The following is a 26,189-nucleotide window of genomic DNA, read 5'->3' on the forward strand; positions in this document are numbered from 1 at the left end:
TGCCTCTCCCGTTCAGGCCAGCGCGGCCGCCAGCATCGCCGTCCTCAACTCCGGAATGCCACGGCCCGTTTCACTGCTGGTCGCGATCAAGCCCGGGTGCGCTGCCGGGCGCTTCATCGCCTCCTCAAGCGTCGCCGCGACCGTCGCATCAAGGGCACTGGCCTTGATCTTGTCGATCTTGGTCAGAACCAGCTGATAGCTGACCGCCGCTCCGTCGAGCATGTCCATGATCTCGCGATCGACCGGCTTGATGCCATGCCGGCTGTCAATCAGCACGATTGCCCGCTTCAGCACCTGCCGCCCGCGCAGGTAATCGTTCACCAGGAAGCGCCAGCGCTTGACCATGTCCTTGGGTGCCTCGGCGAAGCCGTAGCCGGGCATGTCGCACAGTCGGACGGCGAGTGGTTCACCCACGTCGAAGAAGTTGAGTTCCTGCGTCCGTCCCGGCGTGTTGGACGTCCGGGCCAACGCCTTGCGGTTGGTGACGGCGTTGATCAGCGACGACTTGCCCACGTTAGACCGGCCGGCCAGCGCGATCTCCGGCACCGTCGGACCGGGCAGGAACTGGAGGCCTGGCGCAGACTTGAGGAAGTCGACGCGGCCGGCGAACAGCTTGCGGGCCTGTTCGGCTATCTCGGCATCTTCATCCATCAGCCCGACGCCGCCGCCTTCGCCACCAGCCGCTCGGTATCGTACTTGCGATACAGATACTTCTGCTGCGCGATGCCGAGCAGGTTGGAGAAGATCCAGTAGAGCTGCAGACCGGTGGCGAACGGCGCCATCACGAACATCATGACCCACGGCATGAAGCCGAACACCTGCTTCTGCACCGGGTCCATCGGCGCTGGATTCAAGCGGAACTGCAGCCACATGGTGATGCCCAGGATGATCGGCAGCACGCCCAGGTGCAGCAGGCCCGGCGGGTCGAACGGCAGCAGGCCGAACAGGTTGACCGGCGTCAGCGGGTCCGGCGCGGACAGGTCCTTGATCCAGCCGAAGAACGGCTGGTGCCGCATCTCCACGCTGACCGTCAGCACCTTGTAGAGCGCATAGAACACGGGGATCTGCAGGAACATCGGCAGGCAGCCGGCGGCGGGATTGATCTTCTCCCGCTTGTACAGGTCCATCGTCTCCTGCTGCAGGCGCAGGCGGTCGTCCTTGTGCCGCTCCTGCAGCTCCTTCATCAGCGGCTGCAACCGGCGCATGGAGGCCATGGAGCGGAACTGCTTGTCGAACACCGGGTACATCAGCCCGCGGACGATCAGCACCAGGGCGATGATCGCCAGGCCGAAGTTGCCCAGCGTGTGGAATAGCCACAGCAGCAGGCTGAAGAGCGGCCGCATGAACCATTCGAACCAGCCCCAGTCGATCGACTTGGAAAGCTTCGGCACGCCCGCCGCCTCGTAGCGGTCGAGCATCTCCTTTTCCTTGGCACCGGCGAACAGGCGAGTGTCGGTCCCGAGCGCCTGGCCGGGCTGCACCACCTGCTGCGGGTGGGCGAAGTCGGTCTGGTAGGCGCCGGTCGGAGCCTTGCGGAAGCTGGCGGCGAACGAGCCGTTGCCGGGCACCAGCGCCGTCAGCCAGTATTTGTCGGTGAAGCCCACCCAGCCGGCGTTCGAGTTGAACGTCTCGCCCTTGGCCCCGGCCTCGTCCAGGTCCTTGTAGTTGATTCCGTAATTGGCCGCGCCGTTCAGCACACCCATTGGACCGACATGGTGCGTCCAGGCATCCGGATCGGGCGACTTCTCCGCCCGGCTGATCAGGCCGTAGGGCCGCACGGCGATCGGTGCGGACCCCCCATTTGCGACGCGCTGCCGGACGGTGAACAGGTAGCCGTCGTCCACCGCGATCACCTGCTCGAACCGTTGTCCGGTCGGGTTGGTCCAGCTCAGAGTCACGGGCTTGCCGGGGGTCAGTACCGGCGCGCTCGCCTGCCATACGGTGTTAGCGTCCGGCAGCTGCACGCCCTGGCCCGCCCAGCCGAAGCTGGCGAAGTAAGCGCCCCGCGCGCCGGCGGGGGAGAGCAGGCGGGTCGCCTCCGCATCGCGGGTCTGGAGGCCGGAGTGGCGCACCATCTTAAGGTCGTCGATCCGCGCACCGGCCAGATTGATCGAGCCCTGCAGCGACGGCGTGTCGATCCGCAGTCGCGGGCCGTTGCGCAGCGCCTGGGCCGCGGACACCACCGGAGCGGCGGCTGCCGTGGAGGTCGCCGGTGCCTGCGCCACGGGCTTGCGTGCCGTCTGCGTCGCGGCCGGCTTGGGCGCCGGGAAGAACCGGTCGCTGAGCACGGTCCAGCCGATCAGCACCAGCGCCGACAGCGCCAGCGCGAGGATCATGTTCTTGGTTTCGGTCACTTGTCGGTCGATCCTCTACTCACGGCACCGGGTCGTGGCCCTGGCCACCCCAGGGATGGCAGCGGAAGATGCGCTTCAATGCCAGCCAGCTGCCCTTGCCGGCGCCATAGCGCGTCCAGGCGGTGATCGCATAGGCCGAGCAACTGGGCTGGAAGCGGCAGGATGGCGGCAGGATGGCGGACGGGCCCTTCTGCCACCCGCGCGCAATCAGGATGAGGGCGCGAACGATCACCGCGAAACCTTCTTCAGCGCGCGGGTGAGGTCGTCGCGAAGCTCGGCAAATGGCCGCTCGATCCCGCTCGGCCGGCCGATCAGCACGTGATCGGAACCAGGAAGCCCACCGTCGACCAGCAGCTCGCGGGCGAGCGCGCGGAAGCGGCGCTTCATGCGGTTGCGCACCACGGCGCCGCCGACCTTCTTGCTAACTGTATAGCCGACCCGCTTGCCGGGCGTGCCGTCACGGCGATCGCGGACCAGCAGAACGAAGCCAGGCATCGCCGCGCGCCGTCCGGCGTTCGCAGCGAGGAAGTCCGACCGCTTGCGAAGCTGGACTAGGCGCTCAGCTTCTTGCGACCGCGGGCGCGACGGGCCGCCAGCACCTTGCGGCCGCCGACAGTCGCCGACCGGGTCCGGAAACCGTGACGCCGCTTGCGAACCAGGTTGCTCGGCTGAAAGGTGCGCTTCATCGCTCATTGCCTCTGAACTGAAATGAAAAGGGCTGCCGTCAGGGGCAGCCGCTTGCTCGAGCGGGCCGTTACGGGAGTGACCGGTCAAAGTCAACGCCTGAGCGGCGCGATTGCGGGGCTGGCAGGCGCCACTTCGGCGGGCGTCGGGTCGATCGGCGCCACCTCCATGCCAGCCGATGCAAGCACGTCATCAGTCCGCTCAACGCAATGCGCGGGCGGCGCCTCCTGCCGCTCGCGATCCTTGCGCAGCGCTTCCCGACGCTGGTGCGAGCCCCGGCGCAGCCCCCAGTCGGCCCAGCGCCCGGCGCGCGGCTGCCAGCGTTTGAAATGAACGTAGCGGCGCTTGGCCCAGTCGCTGTTCCGCAGCGCCAGCGCAAGTCCTGCCGCGAAGACGAAGATGCCACCGGGACCCGGCAGGATGGCGACCGCCGGGGTGGCGATCATCAGCAGCAGCCCGAGGGCGAACAGGATGAGGCGCACCGGCCGCAGCGCAAAGAAGACGCGAACTTTGTTACGGGTTAGCATGGCGCAGGTGATGTGGGGAAGTAAGACAGTGCCCGCAAGAGGAGGCTTGAGCCTGCCGTTGCGGCAGCGTAATCGTGGGGAGCCGAGCTAGGGGGAGCGTTGCGTTTCAAGTATTTGGGCCGGGGAGGCCGCGGCTGATGGTCGCGGTGGTATCCACGGTCGCTTACCTCGGGCTGGAGGCGCGCGCCGTCGAGGTGCAGGTCCAGCTTTCCACCAACGTGCCGGCATTCGTCATTGTCGGCTTGCCGGACAAGGCGGTGGCGGAAAGCCGTGAGCGGGTGCGGGCGGCGCTGTCCGCCATCGGCCTCGCGCTTCCGCCCAAGCGGATCACGGTGAACCTGTCGCCGGCCGACCTGCCCAAGGAAGGCAGCCACTTCGACCTGCCGATCGCGCTCGGCCTGCTGGCGGCGATCGGCGCTACCGACGCGGAAAGCCTGTCGCACTATGTCGCAGTGGGTGAGCTCGGGCTCGACGGCCGGATCGCCGCGAGCCCCGGCGTGCTCTTGGCTGCCCTTCATGCGAGCGAACAGGGGAAGGGCCTGATCTGCCCAGCGGTGCAAGGCGCGGAAGCCGCCTGGGCGGGGCAGGTGGAGGTGCTGGCGGCGCCCGACCTGCTGGCATTGCTGGCGCACCTCAAGGGCACGACCCTGCTGCCCACGCCCGTGCCGGGCGAAGCCGCGGTAACCGCGCGCGGTCCAGACCTCAAGCAGGTCAAGGGTCAGGAGACCGCCAAGCGCGCGCTGGAGATCGCGGCGGCGGGCGGCCACAACCTGTTGATGAGCGGACCACCGGGCGCCGGCAAGTCGCTGCTCGCCGCCTGCCTGCCGGGCATCCTGCCATCGCTCACCCCGACGGAGGCGCTGGAAGTGTCGATGGTCCAGTCGGTCGCGGGTGAACTGGACGGCGGGCGGATGACCCGCTCGCGCCCATTCCGAGCCCCTCACCATAGCGCCTCCATGCCCGCGCTGGTCGGCGGCGGGCTGAAGGTGCGCCCGGGGGAGATCAGCCTCGCGCACCTCGGCGTGCTGTTCTTGGACGAACTTCCCGAGTTCCAGCGCGCGGTGCTCGACAGTCTCCGTCAGCCGCTCGAAACCGGCAACGTCAGCGTGGCGCGCGCCAACACCCACGTCACGTTTCCGGCGCGCGTGCAGCTGGTCGCGGCGATGAACCCGTGCCGCTGCGGGCATTTGGGCGACGCGTCGCTGGCCTGCGCCCGCGCGCCGCGCTGCGCCGCGGACTACCAGGCCCGTGTCTCTGGGCCGCTGCTCGACCGCATCGACCTCCATGTCGAGGTGCAGGCGGTCAGCGCCGCCGACCTGACCCTGCCTCCGCCATGCGAAGGCAGCGCGGAGGTGGCGGAACGCGTGGCGCGCGCGCGCGCGGCGCAAACGGTACGCTTCAATGGCCACGGCCCACGCACCAACGCGGAGGCTGATGGCGAGTTGCTGGACGAGGTAGCGACACCGGACGAGCCTGGCCGCAAGCTGCTGGCCGATGCGGCGGCCGCGATGCGGCTGTCTGCCCGTGGGTACCACCGGGTCCTGCGGGTCGCGCGCACCATCGCCGACCTCGCCGGTGCGGATACGGTGGGTCGCATCCACATCGCCGAGGCGCTCAGCTACCGCCGCCGTGCGCCCGTGAACTGACGGTTGCGCCGTTTCGGCGTTTAGATAGGCTGTGAAGCCGAAGTAAACGGGGGAGAGATTATGACGCCTATGGATTACGCGCTGGCTCCGCTGCGCCGTTATGCGCAGTTCAGCGGCCGAGCCCGTCGGGCGGAGTATTGGTGGTACACGCTCGCACTAGTGATTGCGTCCGTGGTGACTTCGGTCCTCGACAATCTGTTGGGGTGGGGCGGGGTCGTTGGTGGGGCTTACGGGCCGCTGACTGGGCTATTGGTTTTGAGCACGCTCATTCCCTCTCTCGCCGTGTCGGTCAGGCGTCTTCACGACACGAATAGAAGTGGGTTCTGGTTGCTTCTGTTTATGGCGCCGTACCTTGTCATGGCTGTAATGGCGGGCATGGCCTTGGCGCAGGGCAACGCTGCGGGTGCGCTCGCGTCAGTGGGCCTCCTTGGTCTCGTGGTCCTGATCTTAGGTGTGGTCATCTTTGTGTTCCTGGTTCTTGACGGTACCAAGGGAGACAACCGCTTCGGCCCGGACCCGAAGGCTGCTGAGCGCACTGGCGCTTATCACGCATAGCACGCTTGTCCCCAGGGGTCCGGAGCGCTAGCAAGCGGCCGGGCCCCCGTGGCGGAATGGTAGACGCGATCGACTCAAAATCGATTGCCGAGAGGCGTGTCCGTTCGAGTCGGACCGGGGGCACCATTTCCAGATAGAAAGATGTCCCCGGCGCCGCAGAACGTTCAGAAACTGTTCAGTTTCGGGACGAAGCGAGCTTGTGGCGCGATCGGACGCTTCTTGTCGACTGCGCAAGCGCGTCGGCTAAGCTATTGATGCCCGGTGACTTTTAACCAAGACAATGAGCTTGCACGAATTCGCGGACGAGGACGTGCGCTGCCGGCCGTGTTCATCGCATCGCTACTGCTTTGGGCGGCGCTGCTGACGCTGCTCAGCCAAGCCTATGGGGCGTTACACGTGGCGAACTGACCGCCGGCTCGTCCCTGCGATCCCGCCCGCCTGCATTCCGCGTTCGCCCCGCCAGGCCGTTCCATAGGAGCAGCGGCGCAAGCGCAAGGGCCGGCAATAGCCAGATCAGCAAGGCAATCCACCAATAGCTCATGATCGCGCCTTCCTGTTCGCGGAACAGTGCGCCCTTTGGCAGGCCCGGCCTGACGTTGCGCGGAACAGCATGTTCACGGCAGCTTCACGGGCGGCGCTCACGCCGACCTTAGAACTTCGGTTGAGTTGTCTGCCGCTAATTGATTCTAAACCTACCGGGACCTAGCCTCGGCGCTCCAGGACAGGGGAGCAGGTCCATGCGTTTCTTCGAGTCGGTGTCGCACACCATTCGCAACTATGTTGAATTCTCGGGACGCGCCTCGCGTTCGGAGTTCTGGAACTTCTTCTTCTTCGTCCTGGTGGCGCAGTTCGTGGCGCGCTTCGTGGACGCCATGCTGTTTCGCTGGAGCCCGTTTGCCGGTCCGGTGGCGGGGCTGGTCTCGTTGCTACTGTTCGTGCCGCAGATCGCGGTTGCGGTGCGCCGTCTGCACGACGTGAACCGCAGCGGGCGTGAGTTGCTGGCGCCATGCGTCCTGTTGTTGGCGACCCCGCTGGTGATCGGCTTCGGACGCGGCTTCCTGCCCAGGATCGTTGCGCTTGGCTTGGCAGGCGTCACGCTGCTGATGTTCGCCAACCTGCTGCTGCAGCTGACCCGCAAGGGCAGCACCGTGCCTAACCGCTACGGGGCCAGCCCGGCCGCCTTTTCCTTTGCCCGGCAGGGCTGAGGTGCCGCTGGCGGGCGCGCCGCGCTTGTTCTAACCATCTGCGCATGGATGTCCCTGCGCCCGCCGTCGAGCCCGTCGAACCCCCGCCGCGGCCAGCTCCGACAGTCTCTCGGGACCCCGATCCAGTAGAATTCGTCGAGGGCATGACGATCAAGCGCGACCGGCTGCTCGCGTCGCTGACCCTGATCGCCGGCATCGGCCTGCTCGTGGCCCTGCCGTTCGCGCTGCGCGCCGGCGCCGAGTTCTTCCTTCCCGTCACCGCCGCGCTGGTGATCGCCATTGCCCTGGTTCCCCTGCTGGAGTGGTTCGAGCGGCGCGGCGTGCCGTCCCCGGCCGCGTCGCTGCTGTGCGTGCTGATCTTTCTAGCGGTGATGGCTTTCGCAATCCTGTCGATCGTCATCCCCGCGATCGACTGGGTGGCGCTGGTGCCGGAGCGGATGCCCAAGGTCCGGGAGGCGCTGGAACCGGTGCTCAACCTCTACAAGAGCCTCGACCGGTTCATGGACCGCATCTTTAACCAGCTGCCCTCGGCCACGCCGCAGGGCGGGGGGCGGGTGGTGCGGCTGGAAACGCCCAACAGCATGTTCGACCTGTTGACCCAGTCGGCGCCGCACGTGCTGATCCAGCTCTTCTTCTCGCTGCTGGTCATCTACTTCTTCCTCGCCGGCTGGACCGGCATGCGCAAGCAGACCATCACCGGCCGATCGAGCTTCGAAGGCGCGCTGACCACCGCCCGCGTGATCCAGCAGGTGGTTGACGCCACCTCGACCTACATCGGCACCATTACCCTCATCAACGTGACCTTGGGCGCTCTCACCGCCTCGGTGCTGTGGTGGCTGGGTATGGACTCGCCGCTGATGTGGGGCGGCATCGTCGCGGTACTGAATTACATCCCCTACCTGGGCCCGATCGCCGCGGCGCTGCTGCTTGGCTTCGGCGGCCTGATGACCTTTTCCGACCCGTGGACGGCCGTGCTGCCGCCCGCCATCTTCATCGGCTTCCACCTGGTGGAGGCCAATGCGGTCACCCCACTGATCGTCGGCAAGCGGGTGAAGATCAATCCGCTGCTGATCCTCATTTCCCTGTCGTTCTGGGCCTGGGTGTGGGGCACCACCGGCGCCCTTCTGGCGATCCCGCTGCTGATCATCATCAAGACGATCTTCTCTTCCGCGGGAACGCCGGACATCGCCGGCTTCCTATTCGAACAAGGCACGCTGACCCATGCCGGCGAAGAGGACGAGGAAGAACGCGACTAGCGGTGCGGAAGGCGGTTGACGGGCGCTGACCGCTCCCCTAGTTGCCCGCCCACGCAAGCGATTGCGGGTGTAGCTCAGTTGGTTAGAGCGCCGGCCTGTCACGCCGGAGGTCGCGGGTTCGAGCCCCGTCACTCGCGCCACTTCTCCGCATGAGAAGGGCGCGACGCAGCTCGCTGGACAGGTGCCCGGCCTTACCAGTCAAGTTTGAAATGCAACGTCCGCTCGTAGGCGGACGCGCGCGCTACTCTTCGCCGCCGGCGGAGGTCACGGGCGCGCCCACCTTCGCCGATGGCGGGATCGCCGCAGCCTTCGCAGGTGGCGCAACGGGCTTGCCAAGGGGCTTGGGCGCGGTGCCCTCGACTTGGCCGCTCATGCTCCACTGCGAACTGGCCGAGCCCATAGTGGGCGGCGTGGCCGCGATTACCGGCTGCCCCGGCTTGCCCGCCGGCAGGCGCATGGTCAGCCGCGCGTCGCCGCCGAGCGTCGTCTCCGCCGCGACCAGCTTGGCAAGCTCCGGCGGCAACTCGCGCTTCGCTTCGACCACCGCCTCGGGCACGTCTTCAGAATCGATGGCAGCGGTCGCGCTCACCGCCTGCTCGCGCGCCTCGGCGGCGAGCGCCAGCGAGCGGAGGGCGTATGGGTCGGCCTCATGCTTACTGTAGCGCTGCGAGAAAGCGTTCGGCTGGCCCCAGCCACCTTTCCAGCGATAGAAGATGTGGGCCCCGACTACCGCGTTCTTGGTCAGCGTCGGTGCCCAATAAGGCACAACGTAATTGGCATGGTAATGGGTCGCGTTGCCGACCGGGGCATAGACATAGCCCTGCAGTGCCTCATGGGCGAGCTTGCGGGCACGGTCCCAATAGCTGCGCATCGGCTGGCTGTAGAGCGAGCCGTCGCAAGTGAAGCTGAACTGGCAGCCGGTCGGCCGCTCGGACCCTTGGAACACCACACCGCAAACCGAGCTCGGGAAGGCCGGATGGCGCACGCGGTTCAGGATCACCTGAGCGACGGCGCGCTGCCCTTCTTCGGACTCGCGGGCGGCTTCGTAGTAGATCCCCTGCGTCAGGCAGGTCAGTGCCCGCAGATAGGCCGTGCTCTTTACCGAACTGGCGACGAACGGCAGCGCGGCGGGGTTCGGTCCGCTTGCGACCGGCACAGCGGCGTTCAATGCCACCGCCTTATCGGGCGCCACATCACGGACCTGAAACGGAGTGAACGTCTGCGCCTGCTTCGCGACCGTTGCCACAGCCGCCGGCTCCGCAGGCGCCGACGCCCTGGGAAGCTCGCTCGGGCTGTTGTTTGCAATCAGGCTGAAGCCGGCGAGGACGGCGGTCGCCACGCCCAAGCCGCCGGCCGCCTCGCGACGGTGCCGCTGGAACCAGGCGTGCATGCGGACGAACGCCGGATGAGCCGCAACCGGCTGAAGAGTAAGAGCGAGACTGGTCATGAGATGTGTGTTATTTAAGCAACTCACTGACTTAATTCAAGGCCGGCGCCGTTCGCCCCGCCACCGCCCGGTCTCGCTCCAACGCATTACTGGCTTCAGTGGCAGCACCCAGACGAACCCAGCGATCACGTAGAACAGCGCCTGCGCGATGCCTGGCCAGCGCCCGACAACCGGTGACAGGCTGGCCACGATCAGCGCCCAAACAGCGATCACCCCGAGGACCATGAAGATGCCGACGGTTGGCCGGGGCCGGGGCTCTAGTTCCTGATTCAACGGGCAAACTCCTGAAGGCCATCGGGTGAAGCAAAGCCGTCCAGCGGTACGTCCCACGGGTCGGGCGCAAGTTGTTCGGTCACCAGCTGGAAGGGCCAGCCCACCCCCACCAGCCGGGCTCCCGCCCCGCGCAGCCCAGGCAGGGTGCGGTCATAGTGCCCCTTGCCCATGCCGATGCGGTTTCCGCTTATGTCGATGACGATCAACGGGATCAGCAGCAGGTCGGGCGACACGATTGCCGCTGCGGCATCGGGCTGCAGGATGCCCCACGGCCCGGGATCGACCGGCTCCCCGGCCCGGAACGTCATTCGGCTATCGCGGTCGGCGAAGAAGGGCAGGGCGGTCGTCTTCCCCATCGCCCGCGCGCGCTCCAGTGCGGGGAGGCAGCTCACCTCGTCCTTCATGGGAAAGTAAGCGGCCACCCTGGTGCAGGCGAACAGCAGCGGATCGAGCGCTTCGGCCAGCTGTGCCTCAAGGCGCTTGCGCGTTTCGGGGGTGAGGCTCGCGGCGTAGTCGCGCCGCCGCCGCCGCATGGCGTCGCGCAACGCGCCCTTGTCAAGAACGGGAGGTGACGGGACCGCCATGAGGTCGTTACTCAGAAATCCACTGACGCCTGTAACGTCAGGTGGGGACCATATACGTCGGACCAGGGTCCGGGCAGGGACAGCCCCCATGGATCGGGAATAGCCTCAGGGATGTCGAAGAGCTCGTGCCTGGCAGTACCCGTCATATCCTGATCTAGGGTGCGGCGGCCGTTTTCTCAAGGCTTCCCGCAAGCCTTTCCAGCCGTTCGGCCAGTGCATCGACCCGGCGCACCACCTGGGGGTCGGGTGGCATCAGCGGCTGCGGTGCCTGCACGCCCACCTTGTCGATCAGCTGGTCGGCGATCAGCAGGGAGGCGAACAGCAGCTGGCGGGCCTCGCTCAGCGCACCCATGCCGGCCAGCGCCTCGCGGCTCTTGGCGTCCACGATGGCAACCGCGGCGCGTAGGTTGTCCTCCTCGCCGTCTCGGCATGCCACACGGTAGCGGCGTCCAGCGATGTCAACGTCGAGTTCCGCCATCGCTCAGGCCTCCGCCCGCTGGATCAACTGGTCCAGCTCCGCGATGGCCTCGCGGACACGTTCGCGCAATTGCTCTTCCTTGTAGCCCCGGCGCGACAGGGCGTCCGCGGCACGCTCGGCGCGGGCGAGCGCTCGCTCGGCGCGCGTCAGCGCCAGTTCCAGTGCCTGTTCGGTCATGGAACGGAGCTAGGCTCAAGCATCCCGGGGGGCAAGGTTGACGCATCACCGCTCACCGCCCAAAGGAGCCGGGCTATCGGCCCCACCGAGTCCGGCCCGGGGCACGCCCGTGTTCAGACCTGGAGATACCATGCAGCCGACGCAGCGCCGTCTCGCCAATGCCATCCGGGCACTGGCCATGGACGCGGTCGAGACCGCCAACTCCGGTCATCCTGGGATGCCGATGGGCATGGCCGACGCAGCTACCGCCTTGTTCACACGGGCTCTGAAGTTCGACCCGCAAGATCCGCGCTGGCCTGACCGCGACCGCTTCGTGCTGTCGGCCGGACACGGCTCCATGCTGATCTACGCCTTGCTTTACCTTACTGGCTATGAGCGGCCGACGATGGACGACATCCGTCGCTTCCGTAAGCTTGGGTCTCCGTGCGCAGGGCACCCGGAGAACTTTGAGCTGCCCGGCGTCGAGACCACCACCGGCCCGCTCGGTCAGGGCCTCGCGACGGCCGTCGGCATGGCTGTCGCCGAGCGCCACCTCAACGCCGTCTACGGCGACGAGCTGGTCGACCACCGCACCTACGTCATTGCGGGCGACGGCTGCTTGATGGAAGGGATCAACCACGAAGCGGTGGGCCTCGCCGGCAACCTGAAGCTCGGCCGGCTGATCGTTCTATGGGACGACAATCGCATCACCATCGATGGCTCTACGGACCTCAGCCGCAACGAAGACGTGATCGCCCGCCACGAGGCGTGCGGCTGGCACACGGTCGAGTGCGACGGCATGGACGCCGGCAAGGTCGCCGCCGCCATTGAGAAAGCCAAGGCCGATCCGCGCCCAAGCCTGATCCGCTGCAAGACGATCATCGGCTATGGGGCTCCTAACAAGCAGGGCACCGCGGCGACCCACGGCGCCGCGCTGGGCAAGGACGAAGTCGAGGCCGCCCGCGCCGAGCTTGGCCTCGAACCGGCCGAGTTCACGATCCCCGACGACGTGCTCGCTGCCTGGCGCAAGGCCGGCGAACGCGGCGCGACCGAGCGCCAGGCGTGGGAAGAGCGGCTCGCCGCAAGCGGCAAGGCCGACGACTTCCGCGCTGCCATGGCTGGCCAGGTCGGAACCGAGTGGCTGGCTCCCTATCTCGATACGCTCCTCGCCAGCCCGCCCAAGGTCGCTACGCGCAAGGCGTCGGAGTTGGCGCTGGAGGCGATCAACGCCGCCACCCCGCTCACCATCGGCGGCTCGGCCGACCTGACGGGCTCCAACAACACCAAGACCAAGGCGCAGGCGCCGCTCACCGCGGACGATTACTCGGGCCGCTACATCTACTACGGCATCCGTGAGTTCGGCATGGCGGCGGCGATGAACGGCATGGCGCTGCACGGCGGCGTGGTGCCGTACGGCGGCACCTTCGCGGTCTTCTCCGACTATTGCCGCCCCGCCATCCGCCTGTCGGCCCTGCAACGGGCGCGGGTCGTCTACGTGATGACCCATGACTCCATCGGCCTGGGCGAGGACGGACCGACCCACCAGCCGATCGAGCACCTCCAGTCGCTGCGCTGCATGCCCGGCCTGCACGTCTACCGCCCGGCCGACGCGGTCGAGACCGCGGAATGCTGGGCGCTCGCGCTCGAGGACGACGGGCCGTCGCTGCTCGCGCTTTCCCGCCAGAACCTCGCGCCCGTCCGCACCGAAGCGGCAGGAGAGAACCTTTCGGCTCGTGGAGCGTATCGCCTCCGTAACGCTTCGGGCGCGCGCAAGGTGATCCTGCTCGCTACCGGTTCGGAAGTGGAGATCGCGTTGGGGGTGGCGGACAAGCTGGAAGGGCAGGGGATCGGCGCGGACGTCGTGTCGATGCCCTCGACCACCCGGTTTGACGCGCAGGACGCGGCCTACCGCGAGGACATCTTGCCGGACGTGTCCAACCGCCAAATCCTGCGTGTCTCGATCGAGGCCGGCAGCACGATCGGGTGGGAGCGCTACACGGGCCTGCACGGCCTGCGCATCGGTATCGACGGGTTTGGCGCCTCCGCGCCGGCCCCTGACTTGTACGCCCACTTCGGGCTCACGCCGGACGCGATCACCACGCGCATCATCGGCTATCTCGACCAAAGGGAGATGAAATGACCAAAGTTGCCATCAACGGGTTCGGCCGCATCGGCCGCCTGGTCGCGCGCGCCATTCTAGAGCGCCCCGATTGCGGGCTGGAGCTGGTCGCGATCAATGACCTGGCCGATGCCAAGTCGAACGCCATGCTGTTCAAGCGCGACAGCGTGCACGGCGCCTTTCCGGGTGAGGTGAGCGCCGAAGGCAACGACATCATCATCAACGGCAAGCGCATCGCCGTCACGGCCGAGCGCGACCCGGCCAACCTGCCGCACCGCGAGCACGGCGTCGAACTGGCGCTGGAGTGCACCGGCTTCTTCACCAGCAAGGAAGGCGGGCAGAAGCATATCGAGGCTGGCGCCAAGCGCGTGCTTATCTCCGCTCCGGCCAAGGGTGCGGACCTCACGGTCGTCTACGGCGTCAATCACGACAAGCTGACCGCGGAGCACACCATCGTCTCCAACGCCAGCTGCACCACCAACTGCCTCGCGCCGGTCGCCAAGGTGATGAACGACGTCATCGGCATCGAGCGCGGCCTGATGACCACCATCCACGCCTACACCAATGACCAGAAGATCCTGGACCAGATCCACAGCGACATGCGCCGGGCCCGTGCGGCCGGCATGAGCATCATTCCGACCACCACCGGCGCCGCCCGCGCGGTCGGTGAGGTGCTGCCGGAGCTGAAGGGCAAGCTCGACGGCTCGGCCGTGCGCGTGCCGACGCCCAACGTCAGCCTCGTCGACCTGACCTTCACGCCCAAGCGCGACACCACGCTGGAAGAGGTTAACGGCGCGCTCAAGGCAGCCAGCGAGAACGGCCCGCTCAAGGGTATCCTCGCCTACACCGACGAGCCACTGGTCTCGATCGACCTCAACCACAATCCAGCGAGCTCGACCGTGGACAGCCTGGAAACGGCCGTGCTGGAAGGCAAGCTGGTCCGCGTAGTCAGCTGGTACGACAACGAATGGGGCTTCTCCAACCGCATGGTCGACACGGCGTGCGCGATGGCGAAGCTCGGCTGAGCATGGCGTTCCGGACCCTCGACGACCTTCCCGCCGACCTGACCGGCAAGCGGGTCCTCGTCCGCGTCGACCTCAACGTGCCGATGCAGGACGGGGCCGTATCGGACGCCACCCGCCTGCAAGCGGCGCTGCCCACGGTGCTGGAGCTGTCTGACCGCGGCGCGATCGTGCTGCTGCTCAGCCACTTCGGCCGGCCCAAGGGCCAGAACCGCCCGGACATGAGCACCGCCTTGCTGGTGAAGCCGCTGACCGACCTCACGGGCCGCTCCGTGCGCTTCATCGAGGATTGCGCGGGCTCGCAGGCGGAGCGGGCGGTCAGCACCATGACGCCGGGCGCGATTGGGGTGCTGGAGAACACCCGCTTCCACGCCGAGGAGGAAGCGAACGACCCGGCCTTCAGCCAGGCCATGGCGGCGCTCGGCGACTATTACGTCAACGACGCCTTCTCTGCCGCGCACCGGGCCCACAGCTCCACGGAAGGGGTGGCGCACTTGCTGCCATCCTTCGCCGGCCGGGCGATGGAAGCCGAACTGAAGGCCCTGGAAAAGGCCCTCGGCAATCCGGAGCGGCCGGTGGCGGCGGTGGTCGGCGGCGCCAAGGTGTCGAGCAAGCTTGCGGTGCTCGGCCACCTGGTCGGCAAGGTCGATCACCTGATCATCGGCGGCGGCATGGCCAATACGTTCCTTGCCGCACGCGGCGTGAACGTCGGCAAGTCATTGTGCGAGCATGACCTGACCGGCGAAGCGGAAAGCATCCTCGCCCGTGCCGACGAGGCCGGCTGCACCGTACACCTGCCTTACGACGTGGTGGTCGCCAAGGAGTTCGCGGCCAATCCGCCGAGCCTGCGTACCTGCAACGTCCACGAGGTCGCGGCCGACGAGATGATCCTCGACGTCGGCCCGGCCGCGGTCGAGGCGCTGGCCGACGCGCTCAAGACCTGCCGGACGCTGGTCTGGAACGGTCCGCTGGGCGCGTTCGAAACCCCGCCGTTCGACGCGGCCACGGTTACGCTGGCCCGCACGGCCGCCGCGCTGACCCAGGATGGCAGCATCGTCTCCGTCGCTGGCGGCGGGGACACCGTTGCGGCCTTGAACCATGCTGGCGTCGCGGCCGACTTCACGTTCGTCTCGACGGCGGGCGGAGCATTTCTCGAGTGGATGGAAGGGCGCACGCTTCCCGGCGTCGCCGCCCTCCAGCAGCAATAAGGACGACAGAACGATGAACACGCAGGACATGCGGCAGAAGATCAAGGCCGGGCAGGGCTTCATCGCGGCGCTCGATCAGTCGGGCGGCTCTACGCCCAAGGCGTTGGCCGGCTATGGCGTCGACGAGGGCGCCTGGTCGACCGAGGACGAAATGTACGGCCTGATCCACGATATGCGCTCGCGGATCATCACTGCGCCCAGCTTCGGCAGTGGCAAGGTGATCGGCGCCATCCTGTTCGAACGCACCATGGACGGCCAGGTTGAAGGCAAGCCGACTCCGCAGGCGCTGATCGAGCGCGGCGTCGTGCCGTTCATCAAGATCGACAAGGGTCTGGAGGAAGAGCGCAACGGCGTGCAGCTGATGAAGCCCATGCCAGAGCTCGACGCTCTGCTGACCCGCGCCAAGGCCCTTGGCGTGTACGGCACCAAGGAGCGTTCGGTCATCAACCAGGCGAACGAGGCCGGTATTGCCGAGATCGTCGGCCAGCAGTTCGAGGTCGCCACCCATGTGCTGCGTCACGGCTTGGTGCCGATGATCGAGCCGGAAGTGAACATCAAGAGCGCCGACCGTGCCGCTTCCGATCGCCTCCTGCGCGACGAGATCCTCCGCCACCTCGACCGCCTGCCGGAAGGCAGCGAGGTCATGCTGAAGCTGTCCATCCCCGCGGAGGCCGGGCTGTTCCAGCCGCTGGTCGAGCACCCGCGCGTACTCCGCGTCGTGGCGCTGTCCGGCGGCTTCAGCCGCCAGGACGCCTGCAGTGAGCTGGCCAAGAACCCCGGCATGATCGCCAGCTTCAGCCGCGCGCTGCTGTCCGACCTCCGGCACCAGCAGAGCGACCAGGAGTTCGACCAGACCCTCGGCCAGGCGATCGACGACATCCACTGCGCCAGCACGGAAAAGGTCGCCGCGTAAGCGCCTCTCTGATGGACGACGACGATCTCCCTGACCTGACCGGGTTTGCCGAGCGCTTCGAAGCCGAAGCGCGCGGCCCCGCGCACCTGTACCTGATCAGCCCGCAGGAGGTCGGCGGCAGCTTCCCCGACCGGCTGAGGGCGGCGCTGAACGGCGGGGAGGTAACCGCGTTCCAGCTGCGGGTGAAAGGAGTTGATCAGCACCAGCTGGTGCGCCTCGCCGAGCCGCTGCAGGCGATCTGCGCCGAACGCGAGGTCGCCTTCATCGTCAACGACGACATGAGCCTGGCCAAGCGGATTGGCGCCGACGGGGTCCACCTCGGCCAGGAGGACGGCGATCCGCGCGAGGCGCGACAACTGCTCGGCCCGGGCGCGCAGATCGGAGTCACCTGCCACGACAGCCGCCACCTGGCGATGGAAGCCGGTGAAGCTGGCGCGGACTATGTGGCCTTCGGCGCCTTCTTCCCGACCACCACCAAGCAGGTGAAGCACCGAGCCGAGCCCTCGATCCTTGGCTGGTGGTCGACCCTGTTCGAAGTGCCCTGCGTCGCCATCGGCGGCATCACGCCGCAGAACGGGGCCGAACTGGTCAGGGCAGGCGCAGACTTCCTCGCGGTCAGCGGCGCCGTATGGAACGCCGACGACCCGGCGACCGCCGTTGCGGCGTTTGGCGAGGCTTTGCGTCGCTAGGCGGAACGGGGACACCCAACAGCGAGTTCGCTTCCGGATAGCACAGGAGCTCGATGATGGTTGACGGCAAGCAGCCGATGCAGGCGGATGGTTCGGGCACCCGCCCGAAGATGACGGATGAGAATGGGGAGTTGGCTTCCCGCCGTGATGATCAGATGGCTGGCGGTCTTCCGAACACCGGCGAGTCGGGCGGCGGAGCGTACCCCAACCCGCATGCGGGCAAAGGCGACAATCCGGACGGACCTGACAAGTTCGGGGGTCATGGTGGTCAGACGGACATCGCCTACCATGGCGGCGGTCAGCTTGGTGAGGAGCAACAGGCTCCGAATCCGAACTCGGTCACCAAGGAAGACTAGACGGCTTCTTCGATCTGGCTGAGCGGGCTTGCGTCAAAGCGCGCCAGGAGTTCGGTTACGTCATCGAAGATGGCAATGGCGCCGCTCAGCTGATCGTCCCGGAAGCCTCCGGAGCGCACCGCGATGGTGCGGATGCCGGCGTCGCTCGCTGCCTCGATGTCGTACGGCGTGTCGCCGATCACCAGCGCCTCCTCCGGTGACACGTCGGCTTTCTGCGCGGCAGTGACGAAGATGTCAGGGCACGGCTTGGAACAGCCCACGTCATCCGCACTGGTGAACTCATCCACCAGGTCGCGGACGCCGAGCACGTCGTCGAGGTGGTGCTTCAATTCCTCACCGCTCGCAGAGGACGCCAGCACAACCGTATAGCCCGCGTCCCGGCACCGTTGCAGCAAGTCCCGGGCTCCGGGGAACGGCTTCAAGCGGTTGAAATAATGCTGCTTGAACAGCTCGCCATGTGCCTTCTTGAGCCGCTCGGCTTCTTCCTCGCCGATACCGGGCAAGAGGGCAGGGATCAGGTTGTCTCCGCCCTTGCCGACCTGCTCGTGGATCTCGGCAAGGCGGAACTCGTGGCCCGCCTGCTTGAACGCCTCGGCCCAGGCGAGAATGTGAAAATCGTTGCTGTCGACGAGCGTGCCGTCGATGTCGAACAGGATGGCTTTGAGCATGGCGGGGCTAACGAGCGTGGCCTCCCAGGGTTGCCAGCGCGCGCTTTAGCTCGCGCGCATCCTCCAACGCATGGCCGTGGATGTCATTGTTGAAGTAGGCCCAGCAGGAACGCTCCAACCCCTGTTGCTCGTCCAGCCACGCCGCCCACTCAGCCATTGCCTCGGCCGAGTAGCGGCCCCAATATTTGCCGCCCGTGCCATGGAACCGGACGTAGGCCGTTCGCCCGCTCGCCCAACGCGGCGAGACCAGTCCAGCCAGGTCGTGCGCCACAAAGCCGGCGCCATACCTGTCGAGCAGCGCCAGCACGCCCTCATCGTACCAGCTGGCGTGCCGAAACTCGACCACATGCTCCATGTCAGGCGGAAGCAGCGCCAGATAGTTGGCCAGCCGCTCGTCGTTGCGGTGCAGGCTTGGCGGCAGCTGGTGCAGTAGCGGCCCCATTGTCGGTCCCAGGCGCCGTGCCAGGGCACAGAACTCGGCCACCGGTTCAGCCACACCCAGCAGCTTCTTGCTATGTGTGATGAACCGGTTGACCTTGACCGCATAGCGAAACCCGTCCGGGGCCTTGGCCTGCCAACCGTCGAACGTCGCGGGCAGGGGCAGGCGGTAGAAGCTTGCGTTGATCTCGACGGTGTCGAACTCGGTCGAATAATGCTCGAACCACCGCTTTTGCGGCAATCCCGCGGGATAATAGACCTCGCGCCAGTGGCGATAGACCCAGCCTGAGCAGCCAACGTGAACCAGGGAAACCTCGCTCGCCTCCGGTTGTTACGACCTCAACACATCGTTTCGCTGGAGAGTTTCGTGCTGAGAACCCGCATCGCCCCCATCGGCCTGGGCCTGTCGCTTGCCGCCACCCTGGCGCTGGTCGCCTCGCGCGCCCCGGCCCAGAATACGGCCGCGCCGGTCAAGAACACGGCTACGCCTGCCAAGACCACGGGTGCCGCCAAGCCCTGGGTAGCGCCGGGCACGCCTGGCTCCCCAATCGACGGCACGGTCTTCCATGCCCAGGTCCTGCTCGACCTCGCCGGTTTCCCGACTGGGGTGATTGATGGCAAGAAGGGCATGGTTTTCCAACAAGCGCTCCGCGGGTTTCAGCAGGCGCGCGGGCTGCAGGCCACGGGCGAACTCGACGGTCCGACCCGCGCCGCCCTGCGTCAGGACCAGCGGCCCTCGACCCGCAACTTCCGCCTGACCGAGCGCGATATCGGTGGACCGTTCCTCTACCCCTTTCCCAAAGCGCCCGAAGACCAGGCCAAGGCACCCGGCCTTTATTACCGCAACATGCTGGAGAAGCTCGCCGAGCGCTTCCACACTACCCCGGACACGATCGTGGCACTGAATGGCCCCGACAAGATGATTGGCGCCGGGCAGGTGCTCCGCCTGCCCAACATCCTGCCCCGCTCGCGCGATTACGGGCAGGTCGACGCCAAGCAGGGGGACCTGCTGAACCTCTACCAGGTCGATGCGCAACAGCCGCAAGGCACCTTCATCGTGGTCGACAAGTCGGAAGGGGTGCTCAAGGTATACGAAGGGCAGGTGCCAGAGGGCGCCTACAGCACCGAGAAGAACCGCGGCACGCCGCCCAAGCTGGGCGAAAACCCGGGCAAGCTGCTTGCCCAGTTCCCGGTGACCATGGGCTCGACCCATGATCCCCTGCCGCTCGGCAAGTGGAAAGCAACGACGTACGCCTTCATGCCGCCGTTTCATTATCAGCCCGACTTGTTCTGGGACGCCAAGGACAAGACGGCGGACGACAAGATGCTTCCCCCCGGACCCAACGGACCGGTCGGAGTCGCATGGCTCGACCTCACCAAGGAGCATTACGGCATCCACGGCACTGCTGCGCCCGAGACCATCGGACGCGCCGAGAGCCACGGCTGCATCCGCATGTCGAATTGGGACGTGACCCGCCTGGCGCGGATCATGAAGCCCGGTTTCACCGCCATCTTCCAGGCTTGAGGACGTAAGCCGGCGTGGCGGTCAGCAAGCTCAGCCTGGTCGGCAATACGCTGGTCTTGGTGATCGTGGTTGGCGGCGGATGGTTGGTCTGGAACAACGCCAGCAAGTCTCCCGACCAACCGCCGCCCGCCGTTGGCGCCCTCAGCGACGCGGCCCAGAAGATCGGCTACGACCCCGCCCGCAACGCGCCTCGGTCGGCCGCCCTGCGGACCGGCGCCCTGGCCATTTCGCCCGCCGGGCTTGCGCTTCCGGTCGACGGGATCCAGCCCTCGGACCTCACCGACACCTACACGCAGAGCCGTGCCGGCGGGGCCCGGGTCCACAACGCCATCGACATCATGGCCCCGCGCGGCCGCCCCGTGATCTCGGCCACCCCGGGCACGGTCGAGAAACTGTTCTATTCCAAGGGCGGCGGCGGGATCACCGCCTATGTCCGCTCGCCCGACCGCCAGTGGCTCTACTACTACGCCCACCTCGACGCCTACGCGCCGGGCCTGCGTGAAGGCCAGCAGGTCACACGCGGCACGCCGATCGGCACCGTGGGCTTCACCGGCAACGCCAACCCGTCCGGCCCGCACCTCCACTTTGCGGTCTACCGCATGGGCCCCAACGAGAAGTGGTACCAGGGCCAGCCCATCAACCCGTACCCGCTGCTTGCCGGAAAGCGCGCCGGCGGCTAGAGGCCCGCCCGGCTCTTTCCACTCGTTCAAGCAGGCAGGCGGTCCATGAAGATCAGCGGCGTCGACATTCGTCCGGGCAACATCATTGAATATGAAGGCGGCATCTGGCGCGCCGTGAAGATTCAGCACACGCAGCCGGGCAAGGGCGGCGCCTACATGCAGGTCGAGATGAAGAACCTCATCGACGGCCGCAAGACCAACGTCCGCTTCCGCTCGGCCGAGACCGTGGAGCGCGTCCGCCTGGACACCAAGGACTTCCAGTTCCTGTTTGCCGACGGCGACATGCTGACGTTCATGGACAAGGAAACCTATGAGCAGATCAGCCTGCCCAAGGACCTGCTGGGCGACGCCGCGGCCTTCCTGCAGGACGGCATGGACGTGGTGATGGAGCTCCACGAGGAGCGCCCCATCTCCGTCCAGCTGCCCGACCAGATCGAAGCCACGATCGTCGAGGCCGACGCGGTGGTGAAGGGACAGACCGCCTCGTCCAGCTACAAGCCCGCGATCCTCGACAATGGCGTGCGCGTCATGGTCCCGCCGCACATCAGCTCGGGAACCCGCATCGTGGTCGACGTGTACAACCAGGAATATGTCCGCCGCGCGGACTGATCTCTCGCCCAAAGGATAGAAATTGGTCAGCCACTCCGGCCTCGTCACCGTCATGCAGAAGGCCGTCCGCAAGGCGGCCCCACGCCTGCGCCGCGACTTCGGCGAGGTCGAGCAGCTGCAGGTCAGCAAAAAAGGCCCCGGCGATTTCGTCACCATGGCCGACAAGCAGGCCGAGCAGACGATCGTCGAGGAACTGCGCCAGGCGCGGCCGGACTGGGGCATGCTGCTCGAGGAATTCGGCGAGGTCGAGGGCAGCCCGACCAAGCCGCGCTGGATCGTCGATCCCCTGGATGGCACCAGCAACTTCCTCCACGGAATCCCGCACTTCGCCAGTTCGATCGCCGTGCAGGAACGCAAGCCCGACGGCTCGTGGGGCGATATCAGCCACGGCATGGTCTACCAGCCGCTGACCGACGAAAGCTTCTGGGCCGAAAAGGGCCGGGGCGCCTGGCTCCACGACCGCCGCCTGCGCGTGTCGGCCCGCCGCTATCTCGACGAGTCGGTGATCGGCACCGGCATTCCGCACGTCGGCCGCTCCGATCCCGCTCGATGGAGCCGCATATATAACGCGCTTGCACCCGAGGTGGCGGGCATCCGCCGGTTCGGGGCGGCCACGCTCGATTTCGCCTGGGTCGCGGCTGGCCGGCTGGACGCGTTCTGGGAGGACGATCTCGACCCGTGGGACAGCGCTGCGGGCATGCTGCTGGTGCGCGAGGCGGGCGGTTTCGTCAGCGACTATCGCGGGCAGGACCGGATGCTGGACCGGCGCGAGTACATCGCCGGCAACGGCGACCTCCACAGCAAGCTTCACAAGTTCGTCGCCCGGGCGCTGCGCGACTGATTTCTCGCATCCCCGCGACTTGCGATCGGCGCGTCAGCACCCACCTCCTGGAACGGACCTGATGGCCTTCCAGCCAGTTGTCTCCGACGGTGCCCTGCTCTAGAGCGCCGCCCAAGCATAATCCTTGGAGTTTGCCGCGTGGCTGCTGTTGCCGCCAATTACCTGCCCATCCTGCTGTTTTTGGCGGTGGCGTTGGGCCTGTCGACGGCCTTTGTGGTCCTGCCGATGATTGCGTCGCGCTTCACCGGCGCCGATCGGCCGTACGCAGAGAAGCTGACGGAATATGAATGCGGCTTCCCCGCCTTCGAGGACTCGCGCAGCCAGTTCGACGTCCGCTTCTACCTGGTCGCCATTCTGTTCATCGTGTTCGACTTGGAGGCCGCCTTCCTGTTTCCGTGGGCGGTGACCCTGAAGTTCACCGGCTGGAGCGGCTGGATCGCGATGATGGTGTTTCTCGCCGAACTTGCGCTCGGCCTTGCCTACGCTTGGAAGAAGGGAGCGCTGGAATGGGAGTGATCCTCGACCCTCGCGCCAATCCGTACCCGACGGAAGAGGAGCTGGCGCGTGCCGCCGGCCTCGTCCCCGGCTCGCCCCAGCACCAGGGGCTGGAGCAGATGCGTGCCGACTTGGATGAAAAGGGCTTCATCGTCACGGCGACGGAGGACCTGTTCAACTGGGCGCGTACCGGCTCGCTGTGGTGGATGACCTTCGGTTTGGCTTGCTGCGCGGTGGAGATGATCCACGTTAACATGCCGCGCTACGACCTCGAGCGGTTCGGCGTCGCCCCGCGCGCGTCGCCCCGCCAGTCGGACGTGATGATCGTCGCCGGTACGCTGTGCAACAAAATGGCGCCGGCATTGCGCCGGGTCTACGATCAGATGGCCGAGCCGCGCTACGTCATCTCGATGGGCTCATGCGCCAACGGCGGCGGCTATTACCACTACAGCTATTCGGTGGTCCGCGGTTGCGATCGGATCGTGCCGGTGGACATCTACGTTCCCGGCTGCCCGCCGACAGCCGAGGCCCTGCTGTACGGGATCATGCAGCTTCAGCGGAAGATCCGCCGCGAAGGGACGATCGACCGGTAAGATGGCCTACTCCGCTCCCAAGACCGCGTCCAACTCTGGCGTGATCGAATCCGCGCAGGCGGTGCTCGGCGACCTGATCGTCGAGACCAAGGACCAGGCCGACGAGATCACTTTGACCGTACGTCGCGAGGGTGTGGCGGACGCATGCCGCATCCTTCGGGACACTCCGGGCCTTGAGTATCATATGCTCGTGGAGATCGCGGGCGTGGACTATCCCGAGCGGCCCGAGCGGTTCGAGGTCAACTACCATCTGCTATCAATGACCATGAACCGGCGTATCCGCATCAAGGTCATGACAGACGAGCGCACTCCGGTGCCGACCGTGACGACCCTGTGGCCGGTCGCCAACTGGCTCGAGCGCGAAGTGTTCGACCTTTATGGCGTGACCTTTGCCGGCAATTCGGACCTGCGCCGCATCCTCACCGATTACGGCTTTGAGGGCCATCCGCTGCGCAAGGACTTCCCGCTGACCGGCTTCACCGAGATGCGCTACTCGGAAACTGAGAAGCGTGTGGTCTACGAGCCGGTGGAGCTCGCTCAGGACTTCCGTGCGTTCGACTTCCTGACGCCATGGAATGGGCCGGAATACCGGCTGCCGGGTGACGAGAAGGCCGAGCCGCAAGCTGCTGGCGCCCCGTCGTCCGCACCTGCCAAGGCCGAGGCGCCCAAGGTAACGCCGGCCACTGGCGCTGGCGAGCGCAAGGACGATAAGCCTTACACAACCGATCACGAGGACCGGAAGACGGCCGGCGTCCGGGAGGCCCAGGCCGAGGCTCGCAAGCCGAACGAGGACAAGGCGGCGCAACATGGCGGCGTGAAGACCGACATCGACGAACCCGTGCCCGACAGCCCCAACGTCACCCGTGACAGCGGAGAGGCCCAGTAATGGCCACCACCCACGACGAGATCGACCCGATGGTCGCAGACCGGCAGCGCGGCACTCGCCGCGTAGAAGTCAGCGTGATGCCCGAAGCCGGCGACGAGAACGCCGGCGACGAGACGATCCGCAACTACACGATCAACTTCGGTCCGCAGCATCCGGCGGCGCACGGCGTGCTCCGCCTGATCATGGAGCTCGATGGCGAGATCGTTGAGCGTGTGGACCCGCACGTCGGCCTGCTCCACCGGGGCACCGAAAAGCTGATCGAGTACAAGACCTACGCCCAGGCGATTCCGTACTTCGATCGCCTCGATTACTGCTCCCCGATGTGCATGGAGCACAGCTTCGTGCTCGCCATCGAAAAGCTGATGGGCCTCGAGATCCCGATCCGCGCCCAGTACATCCGGGTGCTGATGGCGGAACTCACCCGCATCAAGAACCACATGCTGAATCTTGGCTCCCACATCATGGACGTGGGGGCGATGACGCCGAACCTGTGGCTGTTCGAGCTGCGTGAAGACCTCATGCAGATCTACGAGATGGTCTCCGGCGCGCGGATGCATGCCAACTATTTCCGCGTCGGCGGCGTCCACCAGGACATTTCTCCCAAGGTCCTCAACCACATCGGCGAGTTCCTGGACAACCGGCTGAAGCTGTTCGAGGACGCGATCAGCCTGGTCGCCGACAACCGGATCTTCAAGCAACGCAACGTCGACATTGGTATCGTGTCCCGCGAGGACGCGATCGCGTGGGGTTTCTCCGGCCCGATGATCCGCGCCACCGGCATCCCATGGGATATCCGCAAGGCGCAGCCGTACGAGGTTTACGACCGCATGGACTTCGACGTGCCGGTCGGCACCAACAGCGACTGCTACGATCGCTTCATGGTGCGAGTCGAGGAAGTGCGGCAGAGCTGGCGCATTGCCCGGCAGTGCCTGCAGGAGATGCCCGAAGGCCCGATCGGGACCGCCGACCGCAAGGTGTTCCCGCCCAAGCGCGCTGAGATGAAGCAGTCGATGGAAGCCCTGATCCATCACTTCAAGCTATACACCGAAGGCTTTCACGTGCCGGCGGGCGAAGTTTATGTCGCGACCGAAAGCCCCAAGGGCGAGTTCGGCGTCTATCTGGTCAGCGATGGCACCAACAAGCCGTACCGCTGCAAGATACGGCCGACCGCTTTCAGCCATCTCCAGGCGATGGACTTCATGATGAAGGGCCACATGCTGGCCGACACCACCGCCGTTCTCGGCGCGATGGACATCGTGTTCGGGGAGTGTGACCGCTAATGGCCGAGCGTCATTTCGCCCCCGACGTCCCCGAGCTGCGCGAACGCTGGGGCGGGTTCACCTGGGATGCCAAGCACCGCGTCCGCGCGGAAGAAATCCTCGCCCGCTATCCGGACGGCCGCAAGCAGTCTGCGGTGATGCCGCTGCTCGATCTCGCTCAGCGCCAAGTCGGCGAAGAGACCGGCACGCAAGGCTGGCTGCCGATCCCGGTGATCGAGTTCGTGGCCGCCGAATGCGCCATGCCGCCGATGCGCGCAATGGAGGTCGCCAGCTTCTACACGATGTACAATCTGGTGCCGGTCGGGAAGTACCACGTCCAGCTATGCGGGACGACGCCGTGCATGCTGCGCGGCTCCGACGACGTGCTTGCCGCGTGCGAGAAGCGCGGGATCAAGAAGGGCTACACCACGCCCGACGGCCTGTTCACTTTGACCGAGGTCGAGTGCCTCGGCGCCTGCGCCAACGCGCCAATGGTCCAGATTAACGACGACAACTTCGAGGACCTCACGGAGGAAAGCATGGGCGCCGTGCTGGACGCGCTTGCCGCAGGGCAGCCGGTCAAGCCGGGCCCGCAGGTCGATCGGCAGACCAGCTGTCCGCAAGGCGGCCCGACCAGCCTCAAGAAAATGGCCGAGCGCAACTACGACTATCGCCCGCAGTGGCATTCGGCCGAGCCGGCGCCAGCGGGAGAGGGTGCCTAGG

At 66.6% G+C, this 26,189-nt stretch carries 30 protein-coding genes, 2 tRNA genes and 2 pseudogenes; 21 read left to right on the forward strand and 13 right to left on the reverse strand.

The window, feature by feature from the left end; translation table 11 throughout:
- Nucleotides 1-12: 12 nt before the first annotated feature.
- From yihA to OMW55_RS05680, 6 genes and pseudogenes are all read right to left on the reverse strand, one after another.
- Nucleotides 13-651, reverse strand: a complete 639-nt coding sequence (yihA, locus tag OMW55_RS05655) for a ribosome biogenesis GTP-binding protein YihA/YsxC (RefSeq protein WP_264881483.1) — start codon at nucleotides 649-651, stop codon at nucleotides 13-15.
- On the reverse strand, nucleotides 651-2,354 hold the full coding sequence (yidC, locus tag OMW55_RS05660) for a membrane protein insertase YidC (protein ID WP_264881485.1): 1,704 nt from the start codon (nucleotides 2,352-2,354) through the stop codon (nucleotides 651-653). The genes yihA and yidC overlap by 1 nt, the downstream gene beginning before the upstream one ends.
- 19 nt (nucleotides 2,355-2,373) lie before the next feature.
- Nucleotides 2,374-2,586: a membrane protein insertion efficiency factor YidD gene (yidD, locus tag OMW55_RS05665; RefSeq protein ID WP_264881487.1), complete on the reverse strand. Its 213-nt coding sequence runs from the start codon at nucleotides 2,584-2,586 to the stop codon at nucleotides 2,374-2,376.
- Nucleotides 2,583-2,894, reverse strand: a pseudogene (gene rnpA / locus OMW55_RS05670) (ribonuclease P protein component); the annotation flags it as partial. The gene yidD and the pseudogene rnpA, both read right to left, overlap by 4 nt.
- Before the next feature lie 11 nt (nucleotides 2,895-2,905).
- Complete coding sequence (rpmH, locus tag OMW55_RS05675; RefSeq protein WP_085219331.1) at nucleotides 2,906-3,040, reverse strand: 50S ribosomal protein L34; 135 nt, start codon at nucleotides 3,038-3,040, stop codon at nucleotides 2,906-2,908.
- 90 nt (nucleotides 3,041-3,130) lie between these two features.
- Nucleotides 3,131-3,565, reverse strand: coding sequence for a hypothetical protein (locus OMW55_RS05680; RefSeq protein ID WP_264881488.1), 435 nt, complete (start codon nucleotides 3,563-3,565; stop codon nucleotides 3,131-3,133).
- A gap of 137 nt (nucleotides 3,566-3,702) precedes the next feature.
- Between OMW55_RS05680 and OMW55_RS05685 the strand changes: the two genes are divergently transcribed.
- From OMW55_RS05685 to OMW55_RS05710, 6 genes are all read left to right on the forward strand, one after another.
- A complete protein-coding gene (locus OMW55_RS05685; protein ID WP_264881489.1) occupies nucleotides 3,703-5,211 on the forward strand; it encodes a YifB family Mg chelatase-like AAA ATPase in 1,509 nt (502 codons plus the stop codon).
- Nucleotides 5,212-5,280: 69 nt separating this feature from the next.
- Nucleotides 5,281-5,766 (forward strand): DUF805 domain-containing protein, encoded by a 486-nt coding sequence (locus OMW55_RS05690; protein ID WP_264881491.1) that lies wholly within the window; start codon nucleotides 5,281-5,283, stop codon nucleotides 5,764-5,766.
- Nucleotides 5,767-5,808: 42 nt separating this feature from the next.
- A tRNA-Leu gene (locus OMW55_RS05695) sits at nucleotides 5,809-5,892 on the forward strand.
- Between the two features lie 611 nt (nucleotides 5,893-6,503).
- Nucleotides 6,504-6,971, forward strand: a complete 468-nt coding sequence (locus tag OMW55_RS05700; protein WP_264881493.1) for a DUF805 domain-containing protein — start codon at nucleotides 6,504-6,506, stop codon at nucleotides 6,969-6,971.
- Nucleotides 6,972-7,114: 143 nt separating this feature from the next.
- Nucleotides 7,115-8,227 (forward strand): AI-2E family transporter, encoded by a 1,113-nt coding sequence (locus tag OMW55_RS05705; protein WP_264881494.1) that lies wholly within the window; start codon nucleotides 7,115-7,117, stop codon nucleotides 8,225-8,227.
- Between the two features lie 63 nt (nucleotides 8,228-8,290).
- Nucleotides 8,291-8,367, forward strand: a tRNA-Asp gene (locus OMW55_RS05710).
- A 101-nt stretch (nucleotides 8,368-8,468) separates the two neighbouring features.
- Here the strand turns inward: OMW55_RS05710 and OMW55_RS05715 are convergent.
- From OMW55_RS05715 to OMW55_RS05735, 5 genes are all read right to left on the reverse strand, one after another.
- Nucleotides 8,469-9,674, reverse strand: a complete 1,206-nt coding sequence (locus OMW55_RS05715; protein WP_264881495.1) for a cell wall hydrolase — start codon at nucleotides 9,672-9,674, stop codon at nucleotides 8,469-8,471.
- A 36-nt stretch (nucleotides 9,675-9,710) separates the two neighbouring features.
- The gene (locus tag OMW55_RS05720; protein ID WP_264881497.1) at nucleotides 9,711-9,947 is read right to left on the reverse strand and encodes a DUF2842 domain-containing protein; all 237 of its coding nucleotides are present in this window, start codon (nucleotides 9,945-9,947) and stop codon (nucleotides 9,711-9,713) included.
- Nucleotides 9,944-10,531: a 5-formyltetrahydrofolate cyclo-ligase gene (locus OMW55_RS05725; protein WP_264881499.1), complete on the reverse strand. Its 588-nt coding sequence runs from the start codon at nucleotides 10,529-10,531 to the stop codon at nucleotides 9,944-9,946. The genes OMW55_RS05720 and OMW55_RS05725 overlap by 4 nt, the downstream gene beginning before the upstream one ends.
- A 154-nt stretch (nucleotides 10,532-10,685) precedes the next feature.
- Nucleotides 10,686-11,009: a cell division protein ZapA gene (locus OMW55_RS05730; protein ID WP_264881500.1), complete on the reverse strand. Its 324-nt coding sequence runs from the start codon at nucleotides 11,007-11,009 to the stop codon at nucleotides 10,686-10,688.
- Nucleotides 11,010-11,012: 3 nt separating this feature from the next.
- Nucleotides 11,013-11,186, reverse strand: coding sequence for a hypothetical protein (locus OMW55_RS05735; protein WP_264881502.1), 174 nt, complete (start codon nucleotides 11,184-11,186; stop codon nucleotides 11,013-11,015).
- 130 nt (nucleotides 11,187-11,316) lie between these two features.
- On the opposite strand from OMW55_RS05735, the gene tkt reads away from it, so the two are divergent.
- From tkt to OMW55_RS05765, 6 genes are read left to right on the forward strand one after another with little or no spacing between them, the layout of a single operon-like run.
- Nucleotides 11,317-13,305, forward strand: a complete 1,989-nt coding sequence (tkt, locus tag OMW55_RS05740) for a transketolase (RefSeq protein WP_264881503.1) — start codon at nucleotides 11,317-11,319, stop codon at nucleotides 13,303-13,305.
- A complete protein-coding gene (gene gap / locus OMW55_RS05745) occupies nucleotides 13,302-14,309 on the forward strand; it encodes a type I glyceraldehyde-3-phosphate dehydrogenase (protein ID WP_264881504.1) in 1,008 nt (335 codons plus the stop codon). The genes tkt and gap overlap by 4 nt, the downstream gene beginning before the upstream one ends.
- Nucleotides 14,310-14,311: 2 nt before the next feature.
- The gene (locus OMW55_RS05750; RefSeq protein WP_264881505.1) at nucleotides 14,312-15,514 is read left to right on the forward strand and encodes a phosphoglycerate kinase; all 1,203 of its coding nucleotides are present in this window, start codon (nucleotides 14,312-14,314) and stop codon (nucleotides 15,512-15,514) included.
- A 13-nt stretch (nucleotides 15,515-15,527) separates the two neighbouring features.
- Nucleotides 15,528-16,427: a fructose bisphosphate aldolase gene (locus OMW55_RS05755; RefSeq protein WP_264881506.1), complete on the forward strand. Its 900-nt coding sequence runs from the start codon at nucleotides 15,528-15,530 to the stop codon at nucleotides 16,425-16,427.
- An 11-nt stretch (nucleotides 16,428-16,438) separates the two neighbouring features.
- Nucleotides 16,439-17,116 (forward strand): thiamine phosphate synthase, encoded by a 678-nt coding sequence (gene thiE, locus OMW55_RS05760; RefSeq protein ID WP_264881508.1) that lies wholly within the window; start codon nucleotides 16,439-16,441, stop codon nucleotides 17,114-17,116.
- 53 nt (nucleotides 17,117-17,169) lie between these two features.
- Complete coding sequence (locus OMW55_RS05765) at nucleotides 17,170-17,472, forward strand: hypothetical protein (protein ID WP_264881509.1); 303 nt, start codon at nucleotides 17,170-17,172, stop codon at nucleotides 17,470-17,472.
- Here OMW55_RS05765 and OMW55_RS05770 read toward each other — a convergent pair.
- Nucleotides 17,469-18,140, reverse strand: coding sequence for an HAD family hydrolase (locus OMW55_RS05770; protein WP_264881511.1), 672 nt, complete (start codon nucleotides 18,138-18,140; stop codon nucleotides 17,469-17,471). The genes OMW55_RS05765 and OMW55_RS05770 overlap by 4 nt on opposite strands.
- Before the next feature lie 7 nt (nucleotides 18,141-18,147).
- Entirely contained in the window at nucleotides 18,148-18,819 is a 672-nt protein-coding gene (locus tag OMW55_RS05775) for a DUF72 domain-containing protein (RefSeq protein WP_264881512.1), read from the reverse strand.
- Nucleotides 18,820-18,945: 126 nt separating this feature from the next.
- Here OMW55_RS05775 and OMW55_RS05780 point away from each other — a divergent pair, with 126 nt between their 5' ends.
- From OMW55_RS05780 to OMW55_RS05820, 9 genes and pseudogenes are all read left to right on the forward strand, one after another.
- Nucleotides 18,946-20,103 carry a L,D-transpeptidase family protein gene (locus OMW55_RS05780; protein WP_264881513.1) on the forward strand — a complete coding sequence of 386 codons (1,158 nt, stop codon included), beginning with the start codon at nucleotides 18,946-18,948 and terminating at the stop codon, nucleotides 20,101-20,103.
- A 14-nt stretch (nucleotides 20,104-20,117) separates the two neighbouring features.
- Nucleotides 20,118-20,783 carry a M23 family metallopeptidase gene (locus OMW55_RS05785; RefSeq protein ID WP_264881515.1) on the forward strand — a complete coding sequence of 222 codons (666 nt, stop codon included), beginning with the start codon at nucleotides 20,118-20,120 and terminating at the stop codon, nucleotides 20,781-20,783.
- A gap of 45 nt (nucleotides 20,784-20,828) precedes the next feature.
- Nucleotides 20,829-21,392: an elongation factor P gene (gene efp / locus OMW55_RS05790; RefSeq protein WP_264881516.1), complete on the forward strand. Its 564-nt coding sequence runs from the start codon at nucleotides 20,829-20,831 to the stop codon at nucleotides 21,390-21,392.
- Between the two features lie 22 nt (nucleotides 21,393-21,414).
- Entirely contained in the window at nucleotides 21,415-22,233 is an 819-nt protein-coding gene (locus OMW55_RS05795; protein WP_264881517.1) for an inositol monophosphatase family protein, read from the forward strand.
- A 138-nt stretch (nucleotides 22,234-22,371) separates the two neighbouring features.
- The gene (ndhC, locus tag OMW55_RS05800; protein ID WP_264881518.1) at nucleotides 22,372-22,749 is read left to right on the forward strand and encodes an NADH-quinone oxidoreductase subunit A; all 378 of its coding nucleotides are present in this window, start codon (nucleotides 22,372-22,374) and stop codon (nucleotides 22,747-22,749) included.
- A gap of 110 nt (nucleotides 22,750-22,859) precedes the next feature.
- Nucleotides 22,860-23,321, forward strand: a pseudogene (locus OMW55_RS05805) (NuoB/complex I 20 kDa subunit family protein); the annotation flags it as partial.
- A 1-nt stretch (nucleotide 23,322) separates the two neighbouring features.
- Entirely contained in the window at nucleotides 23,323-24,207 is an 885-nt protein-coding gene (locus OMW55_RS05810) for an NADH-quinone oxidoreductase subunit C (RefSeq protein WP_264881521.1), read from the forward strand.
- A gap of 77 nt (nucleotides 24,208-24,284) precedes the next feature.
- Nucleotides 24,285-25,487 carry an NADH-quinone oxidoreductase subunit D gene (locus OMW55_RS05815; RefSeq protein ID WP_264882018.1) on the forward strand — a complete coding sequence of 401 codons (1,203 nt, stop codon included), beginning with the start codon at nucleotides 24,285-24,287 and terminating at the stop codon, nucleotides 25,485-25,487.
- Nucleotides 25,487-26,188 (forward strand): complex I 24 kDa subunit family protein, encoded by a 702-nt coding sequence (locus OMW55_RS05820; protein WP_264881523.1) that lies wholly within the window; start codon nucleotides 25,487-25,489, stop codon nucleotides 26,186-26,188. The genes OMW55_RS05815 and OMW55_RS05820 overlap by 1 nt, the downstream gene beginning before the upstream one ends.
- The last annotated feature ends 1 nt before the right edge of the window (nucleotide 26,189 follow it).

The sequence above is a fragment of the Sphingomonas arvum genome (assembly GCF_026013565.1).
Classification (GTDB): domain Bacteria; phylum Pseudomonadota; class Alphaproteobacteria; order Sphingomonadales; family Sphingomonadaceae; genus Sphingomicrobium; species Sphingomicrobium arvum.

Excerpts from the sequence above, each read along its gene's own strand:
- yihA (WP_264881483.1), bottom strand. The coding sequence starts at position 651 with ATGGATGAAGATGCCGAGATAGCCGAACAGGCCCGCAAGCTGTTCGCC.
- rpmH (WP_085219331.1), bottom strand. The coding sequence starts at position 3,040 with ATGAAGCGCACCTTTCAGCCGAGCAACCTGGTTCGCAAGCGGCGTCAC.
- OMW55_RS05680 (WP_264881488.1), bottom strand. The coding sequence starts at position 3,565 with ATGCTAACCCGTAACAAAGTTCGCGTCTTCTTTGCGCTGCGGCCGGTG.
- OMW55_RS05685 (WP_264881489.1), top strand. The coding sequence starts at position 3,703 with ATGGTCGCGGTGGTATCCACGGTCGCTTACCTCGGGCTGGAGGCGCGC.
- OMW55_RS05690 (WP_264881491.1), top strand. The coding sequence starts at position 5,281 with ATGGATTACGCGCTGGCTCCGCTGCGCCGTTATGCGCAGTTCAGCGGC.
- OMW55_RS05700 (WP_264881493.1), top strand. The coding sequence starts at position 6,504 with ATGCGTTTCTTCGAGTCGGTGTCGCACACCATTCGCAACTATGTTGAA.
- OMW55_RS05705 (WP_264881494.1), top strand. The coding sequence starts at position 7,115 with ATGACGATCAAGCGCGACCGGCTGCTCGCGTCGCTGACCCTGATCGCC.
- OMW55_RS05715 (WP_264881495.1), bottom strand. The coding sequence starts at position 9,674 with ATGACCAGTCTCGCTCTTACTCTTCAGCCGGTTGCGGCTCATCCGGCG.
- OMW55_RS05725 (WP_264881499.1), bottom strand. The coding sequence starts at position 10,531 with ATGGCGGTCCCGTCACCTCCCGTTCTTGACAAGGGCGCGTTGCGCGAC.
- OMW55_RS05730 (WP_264881500.1), bottom strand. The coding sequence starts at position 11,009 with ATGGCGGAACTCGACGTTGACATCGCTGGACGCCGCTACCGTGTGGCA.
- OMW55_RS05735 (WP_264881502.1), bottom strand. The coding sequence starts at position 11,186 with ATGACCGAACAGGCACTGGAACTGGCGCTGACGCGCGCCGAGCGAGCG.
- tkt (WP_264881503.1), top strand. The coding sequence starts at position 11,317 with ATGCAGCCGACGCAGCGCCGTCTCGCCAATGCCATCCGGGCACTGGCC.
- gap (WP_264881504.1), top strand. The coding sequence starts at position 13,302 with ATGACCAAAGTTGCCATCAACGGGTTCGGCCGCATCGGCCGCCTGGTC.
- OMW55_RS05750 (WP_264881505.1), top strand. The coding sequence starts at position 14,312 with ATGGCGTTCCGGACCCTCGACGACCTTCCCGCCGACCTGACCGGCAAG.
- OMW55_RS05755 (WP_264881506.1), top strand. The coding sequence starts at position 15,528 with ATGAACACGCAGGACATGCGGCAGAAGATCAAGGCCGGGCAGGGCTTC.
- thiE (WP_264881508.1), top strand. The coding sequence starts at position 16,439 with ATGGACGACGACGATCTCCCTGACCTGACCGGGTTTGCCGAGCGCTTC.
- OMW55_RS05765 (WP_264881509.1), top strand. The coding sequence starts at position 17,170 with ATGATGGTTGACGGCAAGCAGCCGATGCAGGCGGATGGTTCGGGCACC.
- OMW55_RS05770 (WP_264881511.1), bottom strand. The coding sequence starts at position 18,140 with ATGCTCAAAGCCATCCTGTTCGACATCGACGGCACGCTCGTCGACAGC.
- efp (WP_264881516.1), top strand. The coding sequence starts at position 20,829 with ATGAAGATCAGCGGCGTCGACATTCGTCCGGGCAACATCATTGAATAT.
- OMW55_RS05810 (WP_264881521.1), top strand. The coding sequence starts at position 23,323 with ATGGCCTACTCCGCTCCCAAGACCGCGTCCAACTCTGGCGTGATCGAA.
- OMW55_RS05815 (WP_264882018.1), top strand. The coding sequence starts at position 24,285 with ATGCCCGAAGCCGGCGACGAGAACGCCGGCGACGAGACGATCCGCAAC.
- OMW55_RS05820 (WP_264881523.1), top strand. The coding sequence starts at position 25,487 with ATGGCCGAGCGTCATTTCGCCCCCGACGTCCCCGAGCTGCGCGAACGC.